This is a genomic window from Croceimicrobium hydrocarbonivorans (assembly GCF_014524565.1).
Taxonomy (GTDB): Bacteria; Bacteroidota; Bacteroidia; order Flavobacteriales; family Schleiferiaceae; genus Croceimicrobium; species Croceimicrobium hydrocarbonivorans.
Map to the genome: position 1 here is coordinate 3,813,439 of NZ_CP060139.1, position 18,554 is coordinate 3,831,992.

Here is an 18,554-nt window from a genome sequence, read left to right on the forward strand (position 1 = left end):
GTAGATTTTACTTTTCATGAGTTAACACATTAATGATGAGTCGATCACTGATTTTCATCTCGCCATCGGGACTTTGAATCAGTACTTCTTCTATTTCGATATAGGAGAGGCCCTTAACATCAGTGGCCTCTAAAATGAGTTTGTTGGGACTGCTTACCGTCTTCTCTCCAAAAGATCCATAAAGTTTAGCTCTAACCTCTTTGATGTCTAATTGAGGTGCCTCATCCTGTCCTGGGAATAATACCTTAAGGTCGATCTCAGGCTTTTGTATTAAGCGCGTTCTGGAGATTTGATTTTGGGAAATACCACTGGCATAAACCAAAGGAGCTGGCAAAGGATGGATATATACCGAATCTTCAAAGGCCAATGCCTGAAGTTTTGGGTCCATGCCTTTTATATAGCACCAGCCGGATCTGGAGGGTTGTACCCTTAGCTTATTTCCTTGAGCTTGGATTGTGCGTCCGGGCATACAAGTACAGCTGTAGTCGAGTTGACTTTGCCAGTTTTCCAGAGGTAGGTAAAAGGGGAGTCCAGAATAATAGGCTTCTGGAGCATTATAACTTTTTGAGTTAAAATTCCCGGGTAATACCTCAAACTGGAAGCTGCGTTGCTCACGACCTAATTGGAATTCCAATTTATAGGAACCGGTATCCAAAGCCACGAAAACCAGACTGTCTTTTTCCCAGTCATAATTTTGTGCTTTTCCCTTTCCTACTGTGAGTTCCAGCTTAGGACGAACCTCACCTTGGTAAACAAAATAGGCGGTGTCGCCAATATGTAATTCGTCGATATTATAAGCTAAAACCAATTCCGGACTATCGCCATTACCGGCAGGTTCCACTTTAAGATCGCCCTGTAAAAGATTGAGCTTTAAAAGTAGATCTGCCATTTGCAATTGTACCACGGTAGCCGGAACATGAGAAAATTTCCAACTGGTCCAGCTTTGATGGCTTTTAGCTTCCAATCCATGCTCCAAATCGCTTTGAAATAGCTTTAAGTAGGCTATGCGAGTTGAATTGTTTTCTGGAAGTTGGTTGACACTATCGTCCAAGGCCTGAAGTGCTAAAAAGAGCTCTTCTCCCTTTTTACCTTCCAGGAAAAATTGGTCGGTTTGGGCATAATTCTCGGGATTTAATAAATCACCGGTAAGAGGATCAGATCCGGCGAAAGCCATGAAATCACTTTCCATGGTCTTAATGCGTTTCTTTAATCCTTCGATATTATCACCTTCCTTAGATTCAGAATCGAAGCTTAATAAGGTAGTCCTCAAATTGGGATTTACTCTTAGCCAGCCGATCGGAATCTGAATAATAGATAGGGAAATGAACAGTAGGTAAAGGATACTGATCAAACGAAACCGAAGGTTCTTGGATTTTTTGATGCGTATATACTTTGCCATTATTTCATTTTAAGGATAGCTCGGCCGTCGCGATAGCTATGTCCGTTTTTGCCAATTACTTTGATATTCTCAAAAGCCATAATGCTGCCTTCAGGAGCTCTGAGGATTGCTTCCTTCAATTCACTGCGCAGGAAACGAGTGGCATTGTGAAATACCTGATCTCGGCCACCAGGGCTTTTAATGCGCAATTTGAAATTCACAACTTGCCAAAAAGGATTACTTGCTTCCAGATAGGCTAATTGATTTAGCCCATTCTCCTTGCCGGCAATATCCATAAGCGCAACATCGATGGTATTTACGTCCTTGGCATATAAGCTCAAGGAATCTACCTTTTTGTCGTCCAGCTTCATGAATACATCAAAGGCACCAGGATTGTAGGGGGTGATCTTCAATAGGCCATTTTCATAGCTCAAATCAGCATGCTCCGAAACAAAGCTTAAATCCCCCTCCGGTAAATACTGCGGGTTTAGTTGCAGAATTTGAGTTTCCCCAACCTGTGAGAGGTAGGAGGAGCCCTGGCGATTAAGTTTGATGCCTGGCTTGGTAACTTTGAAATTATGGAAGAAGCGTTCTTCGTCAAGATATAGGTCCACTACATAATTTCCGGGAGCTTCGGGTAGGTACTCAAAATGTTGAAAGCCCGAATCTACCTGAAAGGGAGCGAGGTCCTTGCCATTGATCAATACCTTCAAATTTTGAATGCTATCCGGCAATCGAACTTTAAACAGGAGCTTTTCACCTTTGGAAAGGGTCTTTTTGAAGTTTTGGATCAGATCTAATTGATCCGCTTCACTTACTTCCTGTTTGAGTAATTCGATTTTCTCGCCTTTCAAGGCTTCGATACTGTGGATGAGAATTACAGTTTCTAAATGATTAATCACCGACTCGATCACGGCATTGGGTGTTTCCTTAAAGAAGAAATCGCGCGCCTGTATTTCTTGATCGGCAAAATCTTTAGGACTGAGTAATTCGGCACTTAGATCCGAACCGCCAAATTCCAGATAAGCCTGGTTGAAGTTTTCGAGGGTTTCCTGAAAACGGGTGCCATAGCTACCTTGAATGATTTCGTTGGTAGCAAAGAGGTTCTCCTTGAGCTTCTCACCAGCAATATGGTTTGTATTGCGATAATCGTAATAGCCCGTGCGGATTTCCTCTAACTTTTGCAAGCTGGATAGCGTTTGCGCCTTGAGATTTTGACTCTTGGAGTCGCCTTCCGGCAATTCTTCGAGTTGAGTCCTCAATTTTTCAAGAACCACTTCCTGTGCGGGAACCAGGTTTTCATAATGATCCAAAAACTTACCCGGACTGGATAAAAAGAGGAACAAAATGAAGACCAGGTACAAGAAGCTCAGTTTCTTGAAGATCAGGTTCTTCGCTTTTGATATTTTAATGGTATTCGCCATTGTGCAGCGCTATTCAGACTAGGATTCCAATACCCGGTCGTACTTATCATTGATACTGCGCAAATTGGCATTGTAATGGTCCATCAAATGGATAAAATCTTCCATCTGATTTTGCATGGCCACAGAGCTTTGGGCTGATGCTTCCATATTGGCGCGGATATCACGAATGCTAAGGGATAGATTGTGAATCTCACTGCTCATATTTTCCATACTGGCATTAAAGAGCTGCATCGCTTCACCATAGTTGCCGGCGCTGCCATTCATTGGCTGACCTTGACCATTAAGTTGCGGGAATACATTTTCCCATTGGTATTCTTTTTCTTCCTCCTTGCGCTCGAAAGCAGAGATAAGGAATACAACGGCCTCGATACTTAAACCAACGATAAAGAGCTCATTAGCAAAGGACCAGCCCAGGAATTTGAACATGGCACCTACCAGTACGATGGCGGCACCAAAGCCATAAATAAAGGTGATGCTATCGAGCTTACCTTTTTTGGCTTCTTTGGACTTGTTCATACTAGTATGACCATTACTGATCTGATGACCATTGCCATTGCGCATATCTCGTTTTCCATTTCTTTCCGAATGGCCATTGCGATAGCCATTTGATCTTCCGTTTCGAGTTGTGGTTTCTTGACTTTGCATGATTAGTTGTTTTTAAGAAAGTGGTCTTGAAAATGATTCCAGCTAGCCTGGCTGCTGGCCAAACTGCGATTTACACTGCGGCGGTTGATCAGCACAAAGGCGATGATCAGCACCAGAAAGGCTATTCCGGCCGCTAGTAATTGATAATTGATTTGACCCGCCAGTTGCGCCTCTAATTTGGCCGCCACTCGGTTTTGGTCTTCAAACTGCTCCTGGAATTGATCCAGTGCCAGATTCAAGGCTCTTTCCGTTTGCACTTGCTGTGCCTGGAAATTTTCCATTTGACTCTGGTTTTCTGCGATTTGGCTCGCTACCTTCTGATTGAGGGAATCGCTATTGCTTTCCATTCGAATCAATTCCAGTTGCAGGGCCTGGGTTTCGCGTAAAACCTGATTCTGAGTTTGCATCACATTGCTGATGCGGCTTTCCATAATCCGGATGTCCTGTTGCAGTCGATTGAGCCGTAGTGAATCGTTCTCTGCATGCAGGAAAGGAGGGATCATTAAAAGAATGACTAAAGTTTTCCTTACTGTCATGGGGAGTTTATGATTGGTTAGGATATCTCCAAATGTAGAATTAACAATGACTTGTTGAAAACCTTAAAATAAAAATTTGATAGGTAAATTATTCTAAAATTGAATACCGCAAAACCTTGATATAAAAAGGATATAGTGTTTTTGTGTAAAAAACGACAATTGTATAAAATAAAAATTGATACTCATTTTTCCGCCTTTTTTGGACTAAGTGGCGCTTGATTGAGTAGATGTCAGCTCTGATACATTTGAAATCCTAGAAGTGAATTTCAAGTTTGGGAAAAGGGAGGTAATCCACCCTTAGGTTATGGCAGATTATAGCGTGATATTTGAGCTTAAGACTAGGGGAAGGAGTCCGTCAAATTGATTCAACGGGACTTGCTTGATACTTTTCTGCAGCTTTGAAAATGGACTTTTTTGAAAGCGCGGATTGTTTAGATTTTGAGAAGCTGCTATAGCTTATTTTATCTGTTCCGCATAAAATCCTCTCGGTAAAACAAGGTCCTGCTTTTGTTATTGTCCATAAATCGAAAGGGTTTATGTTTTGTTATGAATATTGTGTATTCAATACAGGGGTTTGGCTCAATAAACCATGGTGTAGAACAGTCTGCAGGTAAATTTAGGCTATCACTCAAATGAGTAATACATTCAACTTCAACTATATAATCAAATTGTTCCCTGACAACTGTTAATTTGTTTAAGGAGTCAGCCAGGATCTTATATCGTCGAACATTTGAGTAGTGTAGATCACTAATTTGACCGGCTAGATTAAAATACTCCTCACAATTTTTAAATTCTTTGAGATTAGAATCCAGCGGAAATGTAAATTTTTCGGCCTGTACTAATTCCAGATGGTTTTGCCCCATCAGGGGGTAAAAACTGACTACTATTAATAAGTAGAAAAGCTGTTTCATCTTCAATTGAAAATTATTCACAATAATAGTGATCAATTTTGGCATGACTGGGGCTCTCTTTATTCGCTATCGGTAATTATAAATGAATATCGGCTGCTAAGTCACAGTATTAAATACCTTGAAATATCGGCTGACTAGAATTGAGGCTAATTTCTACTTCCAATAATTCACTATAGGTTGGTTTATAGTTATTTAAGTTTGGACTTGGGCCAGATATAAATCAATTGAATTGTCATTTGAATCGGTGGCGAAAAAGGTTCTGCCCAAGTACTCAATGTTCTATATCACATTCCATAGTATGACCCGCATTGGGATTGGGGTATAGATTGTTCTGCCTGATCAAGCAGTAAGCTAATTTGGCGAAATAGAAATTAGCTTAATAAAGAAGCCTAATTGTAACCAGAAGATTGTTGGCATCGCGCCATTTAATCCAGCCTCTTTTAGATAGTTTCCACTCTTCGGGATAAGGCTCGCAATCGGGTGAGAATTCAATTTGCAACCAGTGTTCTCCATTTCTTTCCACTAAACTTAGCACCTTTAAAAGCTCAATATCGCAGGGCTTGATCAATTCTTGACTCTGAATTTCTAGTTCAACTAGGATTGGATTATCCTTAGTGAGTCTTTGCACACTTGATTCAACTAATATTTCCTCCCATGTCTTGAAATAAAAGCTTGAGTCCCGAGGGAGATAGCCGATAGCTGAATCGTTTACTAAGATTTTAAAATAGGTTGGACTTTGCTCTAAACAGATAAAATGATACAATCCATAATCAGGTTTAAAGAAAAAGGGCTCCACTTTCTCATCTTTCCACTTTTCTGATAAACCTTGATTTTGGTATAGGTTTTCAGGAATCGTAAAATCCTCAAATTGATAAGGATTAGCGGCGATTGCAAAGCCTATTCCCAGGCTTATAGGTTTTTGATTTTGCCCCATAATGGGCTTTAAGCTGCAGAAAAGGGCTAAAGCGAAAAGTATTCTCATCCAGATAAGCTTAAGCTCTTATTAATACCCATTTGCGATTCGAGCGAATTAGTAAAACCTTTATTATTCGTAGATATAGAAAGTGCGATAAATGAGATTCTTATCGCCTTCCTCTGTAATTTCGGAATAATGCTCTTCTGTAAGAAGGCCATTTGTGTAAATATACCTTCTTTCTGCTACCTGTTTATTGTCGTGGCTTACTTTGCTATAACTAATTTCTCCAAGACTGTTAAAGTGCTCCACTATCTTGTATCCTCGATTCCAAGTTTCTCTGTACCGTAATTGATTGGTTTCTGGCTCATAAAAATAGCGATACTCACTAGACATTGAATTTGAACCGGTAACGAAAAGATCTATTAAACTGTCTTTATGGTACTTCAGGATACTAAAAGTGCTAACATTACCTTTTAGGTCATATCCCATTGCCGAGACTAGTTTCCCGAGATTATTGTACTGATAATAAATAGTTTCACCAAGGTCGAAAAACTGAAGCTTGGTTTCCACCAATTTACCCTTTGGGTCATAAACATATTCTTGGAACCTAAAGGTATCCTGAGAATCGCCACTTAGTTGATTTGAATCGGGATAAAAGCTCAGTTCGAAGGCCAAAGAGCCATCTTCATTATAATAATGCCGCTGATTGATAGGAGATGGATAGATATTCATATAGCTAAAGTCTTTGATATTAGCGATCCTTCCAGCGCTATCGTATTGAATCAAATCTTTAATAGTGTCTGAGGACTCCAGTACTCCATTTTCAAAGTATTGATTAATCTCCGATTTGCTTTTTATGCCTAAGGCTTTGATGATCTTTTCTTGAGCCCATAGGGAAGGGCTTTGGAGGATGAGCAAAGTGCAGATGAATAGGGCCTTCATGTTTGTGATACCTGAACCGTTTGACATCATTTGTTAGCTATTGTAATATCCACAACCAAGCATCACCAATCTCCTCATCTTGAACTGTTTTGATTAGCCGAAAGCCATTTTTCTCCAAAATATGGGTGGAAGCATTGTTCTCTGGGGCGGTTTTAGCACTAATAACAATATTGGGATTTTCTTTTTGGGCGATGGAAATCAATTCTTTACAAGCAAAGGAAGCAATGCCTTGACCTTCAAAAGCCTTAAAAGTCCAATAGGCAATTTCCACCTGTCCATCTACTGGTTTTCCGGTAAAACTCCCGGTGCCTAGCACTTGATTATTCCTGATAATCAAATAAGCCACCCATGGAAAATCATATCCCTTTTTGGGATAGTACTGATCGTAAATTTCAAGGAGCTGTTGACATTCGTCAGACTGGAAGATTTCCTCTTCCTTATTTTCGTTGGGGCTAAGGGCTCTAAGGATCAAGGCTATTCGGCTTTATTAGAGAACAAACCTATTGATATCATCAATACCTTAGAATTATTATTTGCAGAAATGCTCCTTCAAAGTCTGTTTAAAAGAAAATCGGCCTGAACCTAAGCTCAGACCGATCTGGGAATACCTTCTTAAGATTTAGCTAGCCATTTAATTAAGGCTTCATTCAATTCCTCTGGTTTTTCTTGAGGTATCCAATGACCGCAATCCAAGCTAAGCACCTCTAAATTCGGGGCAAAGTTGGGCAAGCTTTCAGACTTTGGAATAATATCTCTATCGCCGTAGACCATTAAAGTAGGATGCTCAATTCGAGCTTCTACATCGGCCATTAGATGCCAGTTCCGATCTAGATTTCGATACCAATTAATGGCGCCGCTAAAACCGGATTTTTGGAAAGCAGAAACAAAGACCTCTAATTCTTCTTCATTGAGTATTGGATCGCCCGCTGCCATTTCAGCTTCAGCCAATTGGATCATCAGCATACCCGGCGCTGGTGGAGCAGGCGGGAGATTCTTCCGGAAAAGGTTGGAGATAAATTGGGCGGTATTGGCCTCCAAAATAGCATCGGCCACTCCAGGCTTGCGATTGAAGTGCACAAAATAGAAGTCCTCTCCAAAGAATTCTTCCATCATTTCTAGCCAAGGCTTGCGGCCTCGCTCCTGATAGGGTAGAGCTAGATTAATGACTTTAGATACCCGCTTTGGATGCAGCAAGGCCAAATTCCACACCACATTAGCGCCCCAATCATGGCCCATGAACACAGCATTGTCGTATTGGAAATAATCAAGAAGGGAAACCATATCCTCACAAAGCTTAATGATATCATAAGCTTCAACATTCTCTGGGCGGGAAGAATTACCATAGCCTCTTTGGTTGGGGACTATCACGTGAAATCCCGCATTAACCAAAGCTGGAATTTGGAAGCGCCAGGAATAAGCATGCTCGGGAAAGCCATGGCAGAGAACGATGGGATTACCGGCATTTTCGGTACCGGCTTCAAAAACTTCTAATTCAATTCCATTTATAGGAATTAGCTGAGGCTTAGGGAAATTAATAGGGGAAATGCTAGACTGATTGACTTGTGACATGTTTTTAGATTTGAATTGGCAGCAAACCTAATGGGGCCTTGTGACAGCCCTATGTCAAGGGTCGGGATGGTTTATTGATTTTTATCGAAAAACTCCTGCAAAGTCATATTATGGGCTTCAAACTTTTCATTGCTCAATTCGAGCTTTTGGATTCGGTCTAAACGGAAAAAACGGAATTCTTTACGAAGCCGACAATAAGCAATCAGGTACCAGTTTTCGCTATTGAGCAAGGCAAAGGGTTCTATCTGTCTTTGGCTAGTTTGCTCTTCTTTGTTTTGGTAATTGATATTCAGGACCAGGTGATTGGTAAGCGCATATTGAATATCGGAGAGGTTGGCACTGTTGCGCTCCAAATTCTTGATTTCATTATACTGGGTGCGTTGGCTTAAGATTTGAGCTTTGTCCTTTTCTGCATATCTAAGGATGGCCTTAACCTTATCAATGGCTTGGGAATAATCTTTTATAAAGGAGGCGTCTTTGTTTTTAAGTACTAGCTGTTCGGCCAGGATCAAGGCATTAGCCTCTTTTTCGCTAAACATCACTGGAGCCAGTTTATAGCCTTCCATCAGGCTATAGCCCTTGCCTTCTTCGGTAAAAATGGGAACGCCAGCATCCTCAAGCGCCTTGAAGTCACGATAAATGGTGCGCTTGCTAACCTGAAATTTTTCAGCTAATTCTGTGGCGGTTACTATTCGTTTGGTTTGAATTTGAATGAGAATAGCGCTGAGGCGGGATAATCGGCTGATTTCTGGGGAATCCATTTTCTTGAAAATGATTTGGTGATGAAGGTATTTAATCTGGTTAATAGAATTCCGTTAGTTTTTAAGGCTGGTATTAGAAGCTTTAGCCTGGCTTATCTTTTCAATATCAGTTAATTAATCCCTTTCCTGGTATTTGATTAAATAGAACTTTAAATTATGAGCTGTCCAGATCCAGTTTAAGTTTGAATCTGTTAATTCTTCAATCAGCATTACTGAGGAGTCCATTGGAGAATTAAAATAGAGGCTGTCAGCCTTGAGTTCCCAATTTCCATGAATTGAAGTTTGCTGAAAATCATTGTTCATGCTGAAACTAGCCTTGTAATCTTCAGAAAATGTCCAGAGGCTTCCTTGATTGATATAGCTTGGTGCCCATTCGCCAGTTTCTAAGTATTCTACCTTATTGATAGTCCATGGCTGCTTAGTTAATAGCTGCTCTTTAGTAACTGAATTGGAGCAAGCGCATAGGAAGAATAGGCTCAATAAAAGCGTTAATGGTTTTAGCATTCTTTGGTTGATCTGGAATAAATGATTCTTGAAGAATTAGCCTGGTGCTTACTTAAGTTCTAATTCTGATATTTTACCATCTTGCCAAGTACAGGAGAAGAAGTGGTTATCATTTTCATCCAATGCTTCAAAGTTTAATTCTAAAGCATTTGATTTGCTATGATTCGGATATATAGCTGCCAAATAAAGTTTAGACTGCCAGTCCTTATACTTTAAGGACTTTTGCTCTTCTTTCTGCAATTCTAGATCAATTTGACTCTTCATACTTTCAAAGCCCTTGATTAGGGACTGAGCAGCTTGGAGCTGACTAGGAAATGGCCCCAGAGCATTACCCTCCAGCAGTAAAAAGGATTCCTTAGCCTGATGATCAAACAAATAACTAGTTATCCAGGAATAGTCTTTTTTCAGTTTTGTGCTCTTTACCCTAGTGGTTAAGGTTCCAAGTAATGGATCATTTATTGATTTTTTTCTACCAAAAAGAAAGTCAGTGATTAATCCCAAAGTATTGGTTTTAAGTTTTGTATAAATTGAAATTTCAGATCAAAACCTACCAATCTGGTTTAAAAAGGCAGGAGGTTTTAGTCGAAATTCTAATTGTTTAAATCTGTTATCAATTGTTCTATTTCCAAATTGTATTGTTCAATTTCAGAGTAGTAAAAGTCGGTTTTTTCCAAGATTCCTTTTTGAATCAGCTCATAGACTTTGATTCTTAAGTTGCAATAGTCCTTAAGTTTGGTAATACGCGAATGAATGTCAGTGGGTAAATCCAACTGTTCCATTCTCTCCAAGAGCTCAATATTTGCTTTCCAACTAGGTATCCCGGTATTACGAATCTCATTTAGGTAGTCTAGATCAGTTGAAGTTTTCGGTAGATTATAAATACCAAGGGCCTTTTCTTCAAGGAGAGCAAATTCTTCCATTTCAGTTTGGTACTTAAGCAGATCTCCGGGATTTTTATATACTAAAACTAAGGTTGAAATGCTTAGAATAAATAGAGATAGAAGGGCTATGCTACGCTGTGCTAGAATAGGCTTTTCAGGCTTTAATAGGCTGGGATAGAAGGCGTAGCCAATTAATAGACCACTTAATAAGCCTCCTATGTGGGCGGCATTATCGATACCACCTTTGAGACCATACATAAGATTATAACCCACAAAAATCACTATGCTAGATAGCATAGTTTTCCGGGTTGATTTTTCGATAAGGTTAGTGGTTAGCATGGCCAGAAAAACACCATACATACCGAATATCGCTCCAGAGGCTCCTGCGCTTATGGTTAATTCATTCCAGTAAAGGCTGGCCGTGCTGCCTGCCAGACCGCTTAGAAGATAAGCACTTAAGAACCGCGCTTTGCCTAAATAAGGCTCTAGTAAAACGCCAATGTATAAAAGGGCGTACATGTTCATCAATAAGTGTAGCAGGCCAATATGTAGAAAGCAACTGCTGATCAAGCGCCACCATTCGCCATCTAAGGTGACCGGTCGAAAATTGGCTCCCCAAAGCAGTAAGCTTTCATTGTCGGGCATTAAAATATTTACCCCGCTCATAGCCATCAGGATGAAAATCAAAATATTTACATTCAGCAGGATAGGACTAATGAAAAAGCCATTTCTGGGTATAAAGAGGGAAAAGAAATCCAGGATCTTCTCCTTGCCACTTTGTTTTTTGGAAAAATGTAGCTCTTCAGAGTTTTCAGTAAAACGTGTCTCAAGTTCTGAATAGCTTGATTCTAAATAGGAGGGCTCAAGTTCCTGTTGAAGTGACTTGAACCTGGCAATAAAAGCTTCCGTATTCTGTCTGTTGTTGACCCCATTTATAAGCTGATTGCCATTGCTTTCGCTTTTTAGGCTAATCTGCGTTTTCTCAATATAAATAAGTATTTCTTCACTCCAGGAGTTTGATGAAAAATGGGTGTAGGCTTTAATACCGTTTTTAGCAATATTTCCAATTTTCCAGCCTAGGTCCTTAAGGGTTTCAAATGCAATAACCAGCGATTCCTTTGCGGAAAGGCCAGCACTATCGAAATGTTCAATGTGCTTGGGAGAAAGTCCAAATGCCATGTACAATTAATTAGCTTCGTTAATCTGGTAGTTTAATTTCATTTAGCCCAAAGGCCATAAAATGAATTGGGCTTCGATAATTCCTGTTTCGATAGGAACCCTGGTGATTTTATTGACCTTTTTGAAGGTTCCCCAGCTAGTCTTATCTAAATCAAAAATAGGGTAGTAGAATTGAGCAGATGATTTCAAGCTGCTGATTTATTCCAAAATGCGAATTATCGTATTTAAAAAGGAAGAAGATCCCCGTCAATCGTAGTGATTAAAACAAAAAAAAGTCCTCGTATTGCTACGAAGACTTTCAGTGCCCAGAACAGGACTTGAACCTGCACGACCATAAGGCCACCACCCCCTCAAGATGGCGTGTCTACCAATTCCACCACCTGGGCAAAGGGTTTAGATCTGTATTTCAAATCTAAAAAAAAAAGCTTCGTTTTACCGAAGCTCTTGGTGACTCAGCAGGGGCTCGAACCCTGGACCCTCTCCTTAAAAGGGAGATGCTCTACCAACTGAGCTACTGAATCATTTATACCCCTTTCGTTTTGGGGCTGCAAATATAGCGTCAATCTTTTGTTTTGACCAAGCCTTAAAAGGAAAAAATTATGAAGAAATTTCAATGTCTCTATTTTGCGCAGCGCATTCCCTTTATTCGCAGTAATTTAGCTCCATGAAAATTTCTTTGCTCGGATATATGGGATCAGGCAAATCAAGCCTGGCAAAGCTTCTGGCGGCGCATTTAGAATTACCACTACTCGATTTAGATCATTTAATTGAGGAGGAATGCGGGCAGTCGGTTTCGGAGCTCATCTTTAATCGGGGAGAGCTCTTTTTCCGTCAAAAGGAGCGGGAAATCCTACTTGATATTTTACAAAAGCCTGATTTTGTGTTGGCTTTGGGAGGAGGAACGCCTTGTTACTATGATAATATGGATCAAGTTAATCGTTCCAGCATTAGCATTTATTTAGAGCGATCCATCCAGGATTTGTACGATGTTTTGGCAAAAGACCGCAGGGAACGTCCCTTAATTGCGCATCTGGCCGACCAAGATCTCAAAGAATTTATCGCGAAGCATCTCTTTGAGCGACGCGAATTTTACGAAAAAGCCATTTTCAAGATTAGTCAAAAACAAAAAGACGAGGAAGAACGTCTACACAGTATTCTCAATTACCTTAAATGAAAGAAGAATTAGCTATTCTGAAACGCATTCTCGCTGAAAGGCGCAGCATAAAACCCGAAGACTATAGCGGGGAATTGATCGATGATCATTTTGTTAAACTCATTTTAGAACAAGCCAACTGGGCGCCTACCCACGGTTATACAGAACCTTGGCGTTTTGTGGTCTATAAAGGGGAAGCTTTGAATCGCTTGGGGCAATTTTTAGCCACCTACGATCAAGCGGATCCCGAAGCCGAAGGATTTAATCAAATTCGCTTCGATCGCAAGGCTAATCGACCTGCAATGGCTTCCCATGTGATTGGCATTGCTATGAAAAGCGGAACCAATCCAAAAATTCCGGAAATAGAAGAAGTAGCTGCCGTGGCCATGGCGGTGCAAAATATGTGGCTTATGACCCACACCTTGGGCTTAGGTTCTTATTGGAGCACCGGCGAAGTGGCCTTTAGCGAGGCTCTGCGCGATTTTATGGGTTTCGACGAAGATCATAAAGCTATGGGACTCTTTTACCTCGGGAAACCGGCCAAAGAGAATCCTAAAGGACGTCGAATCTCAGAAATTGAATCTAAGGTTCGCTGGGAAGATTAATTGTAAAGTATTGCCGCCTCGGCCTCTAATTTGGCCTGGGTGGCTTTTAGCTTTGCTTCTAATTGAAATTGCTTCACTAGGCTATCGATATACTTAAGCTCTCGGGAATTCACCAAAAAGAGGGAGCTTTCTCCATTGCGGAACTTGATATTCTCTGCCTCGAGCAAGCGTGCATAATTGGCTCGCATCTTTTGAGCATTATTCAATTGTTGAATAAGGAGACTGAGCTCAGCGCTTAAGGCTTCCACTTTATTTTGAATCTGAATCTGCTTTAAATCCAAGTCCAATTCGGTTTCCTGGATTTTTAGTTTCGACTTTAGTACTTCACCACGACCCTTGCGGATAAATAAGGGGAAGCTGGCCTTAAGTCCCCAAGCATAGTTGTTTGTAGAATACTGGCTAAAGAAATCATTCTGAGTAGGGGCGTTCAAGAACTTATAATGTACCGTTAAATCCGGTTTTAAGATTTCCTGATTCAAGCGCTTGTCAATTTCCAAGCCTTCGATTTTAAGGGCATAGGCCTGCAAGGCTGGATGCTTTTCATACCAATCTGCTGGCAGGGGATTGGCAATTTGGCCCAATTCAAACTGGGGATAGCTCTTTGTACTTAACTCTAAAGGAATACGACCATCCAACCATAAGAAGGTATTAAGATGATTGCGAGTCTGGATAATTTGCGCTTCTGCCGCCTGTAATTTGATTTGGCGATCCTGCACTTGTATTAGGGATTCAAGAGTGTCTATCGCTGGCTTATCGCCGATAAGAGCCGATCTTTTCAATGCTTCAAAACGAAATTGAGCCATTTCATAAGCTTGCTGATAGATATTATACTCCTGATAAGCAGCATACCAGTCCCAATAGGCCTGCAGGGCATTTTTCAATAATTCGTTTAGCGCTAATTGGATTTCGAACTCCGCCGATTCTTCCAATAGTCGCGCTTGCTTTAAACTGGCCCGGCGCTCATCTAAAAAGAGGCCCTGTCCTAAGGTCCAGCTAATATCACCATACCAAAGTCCACTGGCGGGAACGGTATTCTCATTATTGAGATATACTCCTTCATTTAGTTCGTATCCGGCCTTAGCCTTAAAACCAAACCAGGCTGGTATCTCCAAACCCGAATTTTGCAAACTGTAGTAGAGGTAATCGCCATAGCGCTTTTGCTCTACTTCGCTAAATAACTTGGGATCAAAAGCACCACTAGCCTTGAGTTTAGCCGCTCTGGCTTGCTCTTCAATTAAGCGGGCTTTTTGAGCCATGGGATGTTGCTCTAAAACAATCGTCATGAAGCTATCCACCGGAAAAGCAATGGAGTCGGGGCTTTGCGCCGATAGCTTGCTTGAAACTAAAATCAGGCTTAAGCCTAAAATAAGGAGCTTATTTCTTAGCACTGCTTTTGCTTTCTGGGTTCTCAGCTTTGTTTTCCGGAGTATAGAAATCGGCAGGGAAGCCATTGATCTGACGCCAGATTTCATACCAAATTTGCACATCATTTAAGAGGGCAAAGGTTTTAGCACCAGCCCCCGGACGAATTCCATCCGGCCATTCAACTCCTTCCGGATCGGGAGCTACCAGCAATCGATACATACCATTGCTGGAAGTGAAATTATCGATGGCTACAATTTTACCGGCAAAGGTTCCAACTGATACTCCGGGCCAACCACTAAAGAAGATCGCTGGCCAACCATCAAATTGTATGCGTACTTCTTCCCCCACATGCATAAGGGGATAGTCGATAGGGCGCACATACATTTCAATTGCCAAATCATAGTCGGCCGGCATAATGGTTACAATTTGCTCGCCTTCCTTAACCGTTTCACCTAAACCAGTTTTCAGGGCCTTGGTGATGTATCCATCTTGTGGTGCGCGCAAATAATAGTTGCTGGTCCGTACCGCATAATTACTGTATTGATTTTCCAATTTACTTACTTCGGCTTCCGTGCCATACATGGAGGAAAGAGTGGCATAGCGCTCACTTTCGGCCTTGGAGATCTTAGCGTCGTAGTCGGCCGAAATGGCATTCAACTCTACCTTGGCATTGATATACTCATTGCGAGCAGCCAGTAATTTGCTTTCCTGTGCCACGCGTTTAGAGGTCGTTTCCTGCAGTTTTTGGCGACGTTTTTCCAAATCTGTTTTGGAATACAAACCTTGACTGTAAAGAGTATCCATTCGCTGCATTTGCGCTTCGGCAATGCTTTCATTAGTACGAGCAGCCACCAAATCGATGGAATCGGCTACTACTTTTAGGCGGCTGATCTCAATCTTATTTTGGGCCTGCTGCAATTTTAAGCGTAGGTTTTCCCTTAGCGCTCTCACTTGGGTTTCCAGGGAAGCGGCCTTTTGTTGGTAATTGTCTTGTGAGGAACGCTTTGACTGAATTTGCGCATCCGTACGCTCTAAAAGTTGCGGATCGAAATAGTCATTTTTGGTTTCGGATATGTAGAGTAGGGTGTCGCCTTTGCGAACAAAGTCTCCTTCGCGCACATACCATTTTTCAATTCTACCGCCAATTACCGATTGCAAGGTTTGCGGCCTTTTTTCCGGTTGAAGAGAGGTTACATAACCTTTCGAGCGAATGTTCTGAGTCCAGGGCAAAAAGAGAGAGCCCACCAAAATGGAGAAGAAAATGAGGTACAGACGTTTACGACTCTTTTGTAATTGGGCTTCATCTAAAAAGACCCGCATACTGGAGTAGCGACGGCGATCTATCTTTTTCGCCACATCATTTTCGGGCGATATATTTAGCATGGCAGATCATTTTTAAGTTCTTGATAGCTTCCTTCTTTTACGATTCGACCTTTATCCAGGATTAGGATACGGTCCATGCGCTCTAATGAAGCTTTATTGTTGGTAGCAATTATTACCGATTGTCCACAATCGAAGCAGAGGTAGTCTAACCACTTAATACGGGTATCATCATCTACATCAAACCAATTGTCCTCCAATAGTAGTAAGCTATGGGTGCCAGCGAGACTTCGAGCCATTAATATGCGGTTTCGGGTGCTGGATGCCAAACCTAGGCCTCCAGTGGGTAGAGTGGTGAAAATGCCATTAGGCAGATCTTCAACAAAATCTTTGAGACCAACTAATTCCAGGAGCTCCATAACTTGTTTTTGATCTACCGACTCACGGCGCAGGCTGATATTGTCTAAAATAGAAGCCTCAAAAATCTCCTCCTGACGTAAATTATCACCTATCAAACTGCGGAGGGTTTCCAATTGCACCTTATTGTAGGGGATGTCATTATAAAGAAGGCTACCCTGATAGGAATCAAACAAGCCCGCAATTAATTGCAGTAGCGAAGACTTACCGGAAGCCATGGTGCCAGTGATGCCAATTTTCTCACCATGGTTGACTTCTAGGTTGATATCACTCAAAATACGTTGACCCCATTGCGGAGAATCGAGGTTAAGGTTTTTGATTTTTACCTTGAGCTTATCGCCATTTTTTAATTGGATTTGCTCTTCTTCATCATGATTCTCCAATTCCAAATCGGTAACGGCCCCCAGTTTTTCCAAACCAGTTAATACATCGTAAATGGTTTCGATACTGTAGACCAGCTTTTCAACCGAAGAAATGATCTGCACGATTACGATTTCCGCAGCTACAAACTGACCGATATTCATTTGCTGATCAAATACCAATAGACCTCCTAATAAGAGTAGGCCACCGGCAATCAGTACTTTAAAGAACACTAATGAGGTGTACTGACGTACCAGAACCGCAAAGTGAGAGCGGCGCGAACGCAGGTAATTGGAGCTCAACTTGTCGGTTTGATCCATGGGGAGACTGGTGCGACCGGCCATTTTGAAGGTAGACAGGTTTCGACCTAATTCTTCCAACCAGGAAACAACCTCGTATTTATACTGACTTTCCTGCAAGCTGGTTTCCAATCCGCGACGAGAGGTAATGCGGAAGAAAATGATCAGAATAAAGATCAGGAAGAAGCCAAAGGCGATAAAGAAAGGGTGGTAGAGGGATAGCAGGATTAAGCCGAACAGAATCTGCAGGCTGGCTACCGAAAAGTCGAATAGCAGTTTGTAGAGCCCCTTTTGAACGGTAAGCACATCAAAGAAACGGTTCACCAATTCAGGTGGATAGTAATTCTTTAAAGCACTTAACTTAAGTCGGGGAATACGATAGGCGAATTCAATAGAAGCATTTACGAATAAGCGCTGTTGAATGCGTTCTGCCACACTGAGCTGGAAAATTTGGAATACCCCAGCCAGAATAAGGCCTACCAAAACCACTATTACCAGCACTACCCAGGCGGTAGAGGTGGTTCCACTTTGGATAAGGTTAATAATAGCTTGAATACCCAAAGGAATGGAGAGGGAGAGCAAACCATTAAAAAGGGCATAGATATATATGTTGCCGATGTCTTTTCGCTCCGTCGCCAGTAGCTTCCAAAATCGGCGAAGCGGTCGTTTAGGATCGTTTAGGGCCATAGTTTAAAATACTGGTGGTCATAGTTTCAATAAAGTGTATCAGGTCTTCGTCTTGGGTAGCGATATCCGTTATGGATGGCATATGTTCCCCAAAGAACTTTTGCAGATGATTTGCTTCTAAAAGGGTAGAAGCCAGGGTGCGAGGGTGTTTGAAATCGGGGTTTAAATCCGAAATAATCCCCGCTAATCTTTCAATCAGGTTTTTATAATTCTTGAAATAACCATTCTTGTTTTCTTGATCAATCTCTTTGGTTAAGAAGGTTTTAGAAGATTCTGCAATTACAATGCGTTGCAATACTTCCTCATTAATATGCGAGAAATTCTGATCCTGTTTTACGGTTTCACAAATGGTGCGGATGCTGTTGCAGAGCTGGTCCTCAGCGGTTTCTACATTGGCGGTGGCAAAAACTACCTTGTATTCGAGCCAGGCCCAGTACCAGGAAATCAGATAGAGTAGGAGTTTATGCTTGTTTTCGAAATAGCGGTAAATAGTGCTTTCTGGCGATCCAATGGCTGCGCCTAATTTGCGGAAAGTAAAACATTCGAAGCCTAATTCATTGATTAGCAATATGCTGTGTTCAACTATACGTTTGCCGAGATCAGTAGTTTCCGGGTCTTTAACGTAGAGTTGCTCCGGGATTTGAATTCTAAGACTTCCTAGTAATGTTCGCATATCTTAAGTTCAGTGCTCACAAATATAAT

Annotated in this window: 18 protein-coding genes and 2 tRNA genes; 2 read left to right on the forward strand and 18 right to left on the reverse strand. The window is 41.4% G+C overall.

The window, feature by feature from the left end; translation table 11 throughout:
• Window positions 1–7: 7 nt before the first annotated feature.
• The 14 genes from H4K34_RS17070 to H4K34_RS17135 form a co-directional block, all read right to left on the reverse strand.
• On the reverse strand, window positions 8–1,399 hold the full coding sequence (locus H4K34_RS17070; protein ID WP_210758594.1) for a hypothetical protein: 1,392 nt from the start codon (window positions 1,397–1,399) through the stop codon (window positions 8–10).
• Window positions 1,399–2,802 carry a hypothetical protein gene (locus tag H4K34_RS17075; protein ID WP_210758595.1) on the reverse strand — a complete coding sequence of 468 codons (1,404 nt, stop codon included), beginning with the start codon at window positions 2,800–2,802 and terminating at the stop codon, window positions 1,399–1,401. The genes H4K34_RS17070 and H4K34_RS17075 overlap by 1 nt, the downstream gene beginning before the upstream one ends.
• Window positions 2,803–2,820: 18 nt before the next feature.
• Window positions 2,821–3,447 (reverse strand): type IX secretion system motor protein PorL/GldL, encoded by a 627-nt coding sequence (gene porL, locus H4K34_RS17080; protein ID WP_210758596.1) that lies wholly within the window; start codon window positions 3,445–3,447, stop codon window positions 2,821–2,823.
• Between the two features lie 2 nt (window positions 3,448–3,449).
• Window positions 3,450–3,983: a hypothetical protein gene (locus H4K34_RS17085; RefSeq protein ID WP_210758597.1), complete on the reverse strand. Its 534-nt coding sequence runs from the start codon at window positions 3,981–3,983 to the stop codon at window positions 3,450–3,452.
• A 1,287-nt stretch (window positions 3,984–5,270) separates the two neighbouring features.
• On the reverse strand, window positions 5,271–5,876 hold the full coding sequence (locus H4K34_RS17090) for a hypothetical protein (RefSeq protein ID WP_210758598.1): 606 nt from the start codon (window positions 5,874–5,876) through the stop codon (window positions 5,271–5,273).
• A gap of 63 nt (window positions 5,877–5,939) precedes the next feature.
• Window positions 5,940–6,752 carry a hypothetical protein gene (locus tag H4K34_RS17095; protein WP_210758599.1) on the reverse strand — a complete coding sequence of 271 codons (813 nt, stop codon included), beginning with the start codon at window positions 6,750–6,752 and terminating at the stop codon, window positions 5,940–5,942.
• Window positions 6,753–6,789: 37 nt separating this feature from the next.
• Window positions 6,790–7,224, reverse strand: a complete 435-nt coding sequence (locus H4K34_RS17100; protein ID WP_210758600.1) for a GNAT family N-acetyltransferase — start codon at window positions 7,222–7,224, stop codon at window positions 6,790–6,792.
• 140 nt (window positions 7,225–7,364) lie between these two features.
• Entirely contained in the window at window positions 7,365–8,321 is a 957-nt protein-coding gene (locus H4K34_RS17105) for an alpha/beta fold hydrolase (protein WP_210758601.1), read from the reverse strand.
• 71 nt (window positions 8,322–8,392) lie between these two features.
• The gene (locus H4K34_RS17110; protein WP_210758602.1) at window positions 8,393–9,082 is read right to left on the reverse strand and encodes a helix-turn-helix transcriptional regulator; all 690 of its coding nucleotides are present in this window, start codon (window positions 9,080–9,082) and stop codon (window positions 8,393–8,395) included.
• 114 nt (window positions 9,083–9,196) lie between these two features.
• Window positions 9,197–9,586: a hypothetical protein gene (locus tag H4K34_RS17115; protein WP_210758603.1), complete on the reverse strand. Its 390-nt coding sequence runs from the start codon at window positions 9,584–9,586 to the stop codon at window positions 9,197–9,199.
• A 48-nt stretch (window positions 9,587–9,634) separates the two neighbouring features.
• Window positions 9,635–10,087 carry a hypothetical protein gene (locus H4K34_RS17120; protein WP_210758604.1) on the reverse strand — a complete coding sequence of 151 codons (453 nt, stop codon included), beginning with the start codon at window positions 10,085–10,087 and terminating at the stop codon, window positions 9,635–9,637.
• Between the two features lie 89 nt (window positions 10,088–10,176).
• Window positions 10,177–11,646: a rhomboid family intramembrane serine protease gene (locus tag H4K34_RS17125; protein WP_210758605.1), complete on the reverse strand. Its 1,470-nt coding sequence runs from the start codon at window positions 11,644–11,646 to the stop codon at window positions 10,177–10,179.
• Between the two features lie 302 nt (window positions 11,647–11,948).
• Window positions 11,949–12,032 (reverse strand) — tRNA-Leu (locus H4K34_RS17130).
• Window positions 12,033–12,091: 59 nt separating this feature from the next.
• Window positions 12,092–12,167, reverse strand: a tRNA-Lys gene (locus tag H4K34_RS17135).
• 143 nt (window positions 12,168–12,310) lie between these two features.
• On the opposite strand from H4K34_RS17135, the gene H4K34_RS17140 reads away from it, so the two are divergent.
• The gene (locus H4K34_RS17140) at window positions 12,311–12,820 is read left to right on the forward strand and encodes a shikimate kinase (protein ID WP_210758606.1); all 510 of its coding nucleotides are present in this window, start codon (window positions 12,311–12,313) and stop codon (window positions 12,818–12,820) included.
• Window positions 12,817–13,404, forward strand: a complete 588-nt coding sequence (locus tag H4K34_RS17145; RefSeq protein WP_210758607.1) for a nitroreductase family protein — start codon at window positions 12,817–12,819, stop codon at window positions 13,402–13,404. The genes H4K34_RS17140 and H4K34_RS17145 overlap by 4 nt, the downstream gene beginning before the upstream one ends.
• Here the strand turns inward: H4K34_RS17145 and H4K34_RS17150 are convergent.
• Genes H4K34_RS17150 through H4K34_RS17165 form a run of 4 tightly spaced genes read right to left on the reverse strand, consistent with a single transcriptional unit; the run spans window position 13,401 to window position 18,525 of the window.
• Window positions 13,401–14,792: a TolC family protein gene (locus tag H4K34_RS17150; RefSeq protein WP_210758608.1), complete on the reverse strand. Its 1,392-nt coding sequence runs from the start codon at window positions 14,790–14,792 to the stop codon at window positions 13,401–13,403. The genes H4K34_RS17145 and H4K34_RS17150 overlap by 4 nt on opposite strands.
• Window positions 14,779–16,152 (reverse strand): HlyD family secretion protein, encoded by a 1,374-nt coding sequence (locus H4K34_RS17155; RefSeq protein ID WP_210758609.1) that lies wholly within the window; start codon window positions 16,150–16,152, stop codon window positions 14,779–14,781. The genes H4K34_RS17150 and H4K34_RS17155 overlap by 14 nt, the downstream gene beginning before the upstream one ends.
• Window positions 16,146–17,852, reverse strand: coding sequence for a peptidase domain-containing ABC transporter (locus tag H4K34_RS17160; protein WP_210758610.1), 1,707 nt, complete (start codon window positions 17,850–17,852; stop codon window positions 16,146–16,148). Before H4K34_RS17160 ends, H4K34_RS17155 begins: the two co-directional genes overlap by 7 nt.
• Window positions 17,833–18,525, reverse strand: coding sequence for a TetR/AcrR family transcriptional regulator (locus H4K34_RS17165; RefSeq protein WP_210758611.1), 693 nt, complete (start codon window positions 18,523–18,525; stop codon window positions 17,833–17,835). Before H4K34_RS17165 ends, H4K34_RS17160 begins: the two co-directional genes overlap by 20 nt.
• Between the last annotated feature and the right edge of the window lie 29 nt (window positions 18,526–18,554).

Coding starts and splice junctions, on each gene's coding strand:
- H4K34_RS17105 (WP_210758601.1), bottom strand. CDS start 8,321: ATGTCACAAGTCAATCAGTCTAGCATTTCCCCTATTAATTTCCCTAAG.
- H4K34_RS17165 (WP_210758611.1), bottom strand. CDS start 18,525: ATGCGAACATTACTAGGAAGTCTTAGAATTCAAATCCCGGAGCAACTC.
- H4K34_RS17140 (WP_210758606.1), top strand. CDS start 12,311: ATGAAAATTTCTTTGCTCGGATATATGGGATCAGGCAAATCAAGCCTG.
- H4K34_RS17070 (WP_210758594.1), bottom strand. CDS start 1,399: ATGGCAAAGTATATACGCATCAAAAAATCCAAGAACCTTCGGTTTCGT.
- H4K34_RS17125 (WP_210758605.1), bottom strand. CDS start 11,646: ATGGCATTTGGACTTTCTCCCAAGCACATTGAACATTTCGATAGTGCT.
- H4K34_RS17145 (WP_210758607.1), top strand. CDS start 12,817: ATGAAAGAAGAATTAGCTATTCTGAAACGCATTCTCGCTGAAAGGCGC.
- H4K34_RS17095 (WP_210758599.1), bottom strand. CDS start 6,752: ATGAAGGCCCTATTCATCTGCACTTTGCTCATCCTCCAAAGCCCTTCC.
- H4K34_RS17160 (WP_210758610.1), bottom strand. CDS start 17,852: ATGGCCCTAAACGATCCTAAACGACCGCTTCGCCGATTTTGGAAGCTA.
- H4K34_RS17155 (WP_210758609.1), bottom strand. CDS start 16,152: ATGCTAAATATATCGCCCGAAAATGATGTGGCGAAAAAGATAGATCGC.
- H4K34_RS17075 (WP_210758595.1), bottom strand. CDS start 2,802: ATGGCGAATACCATTAAAATATCAAAAGCGAAGAACCTGATCTTCAAG.
- porL (WP_210758596.1), bottom strand. CDS start 3,447: ATGCAAAGTCAAGAAACCACAACTCGAAACGGAAGATCAAATGGCTAT.
- H4K34_RS17110 (WP_210758602.1), bottom strand. CDS start 9,082: ATGGATTCCCCAGAAATCAGCCGATTATCCCGCCTCAGCGCTATTCTC.
- H4K34_RS17115 (WP_210758603.1), bottom strand. CDS start 9,586: ATGCTAAAACCATTAACGCTTTTATTGAGCCTATTCTTCCTATGCGCT.
- H4K34_RS17090 (WP_210758598.1), bottom strand. CDS start 5,876: ATGAGAATACTTTTCGCTTTAGCCCTTTTCTGCAGCTTAAAGCCCATT.
- H4K34_RS17085 (WP_210758597.1), bottom strand. CDS start 3,983: ATGACAGTAAGGAAAACTTTAGTCATTCTTTTAATGATCCCTCCTTTC.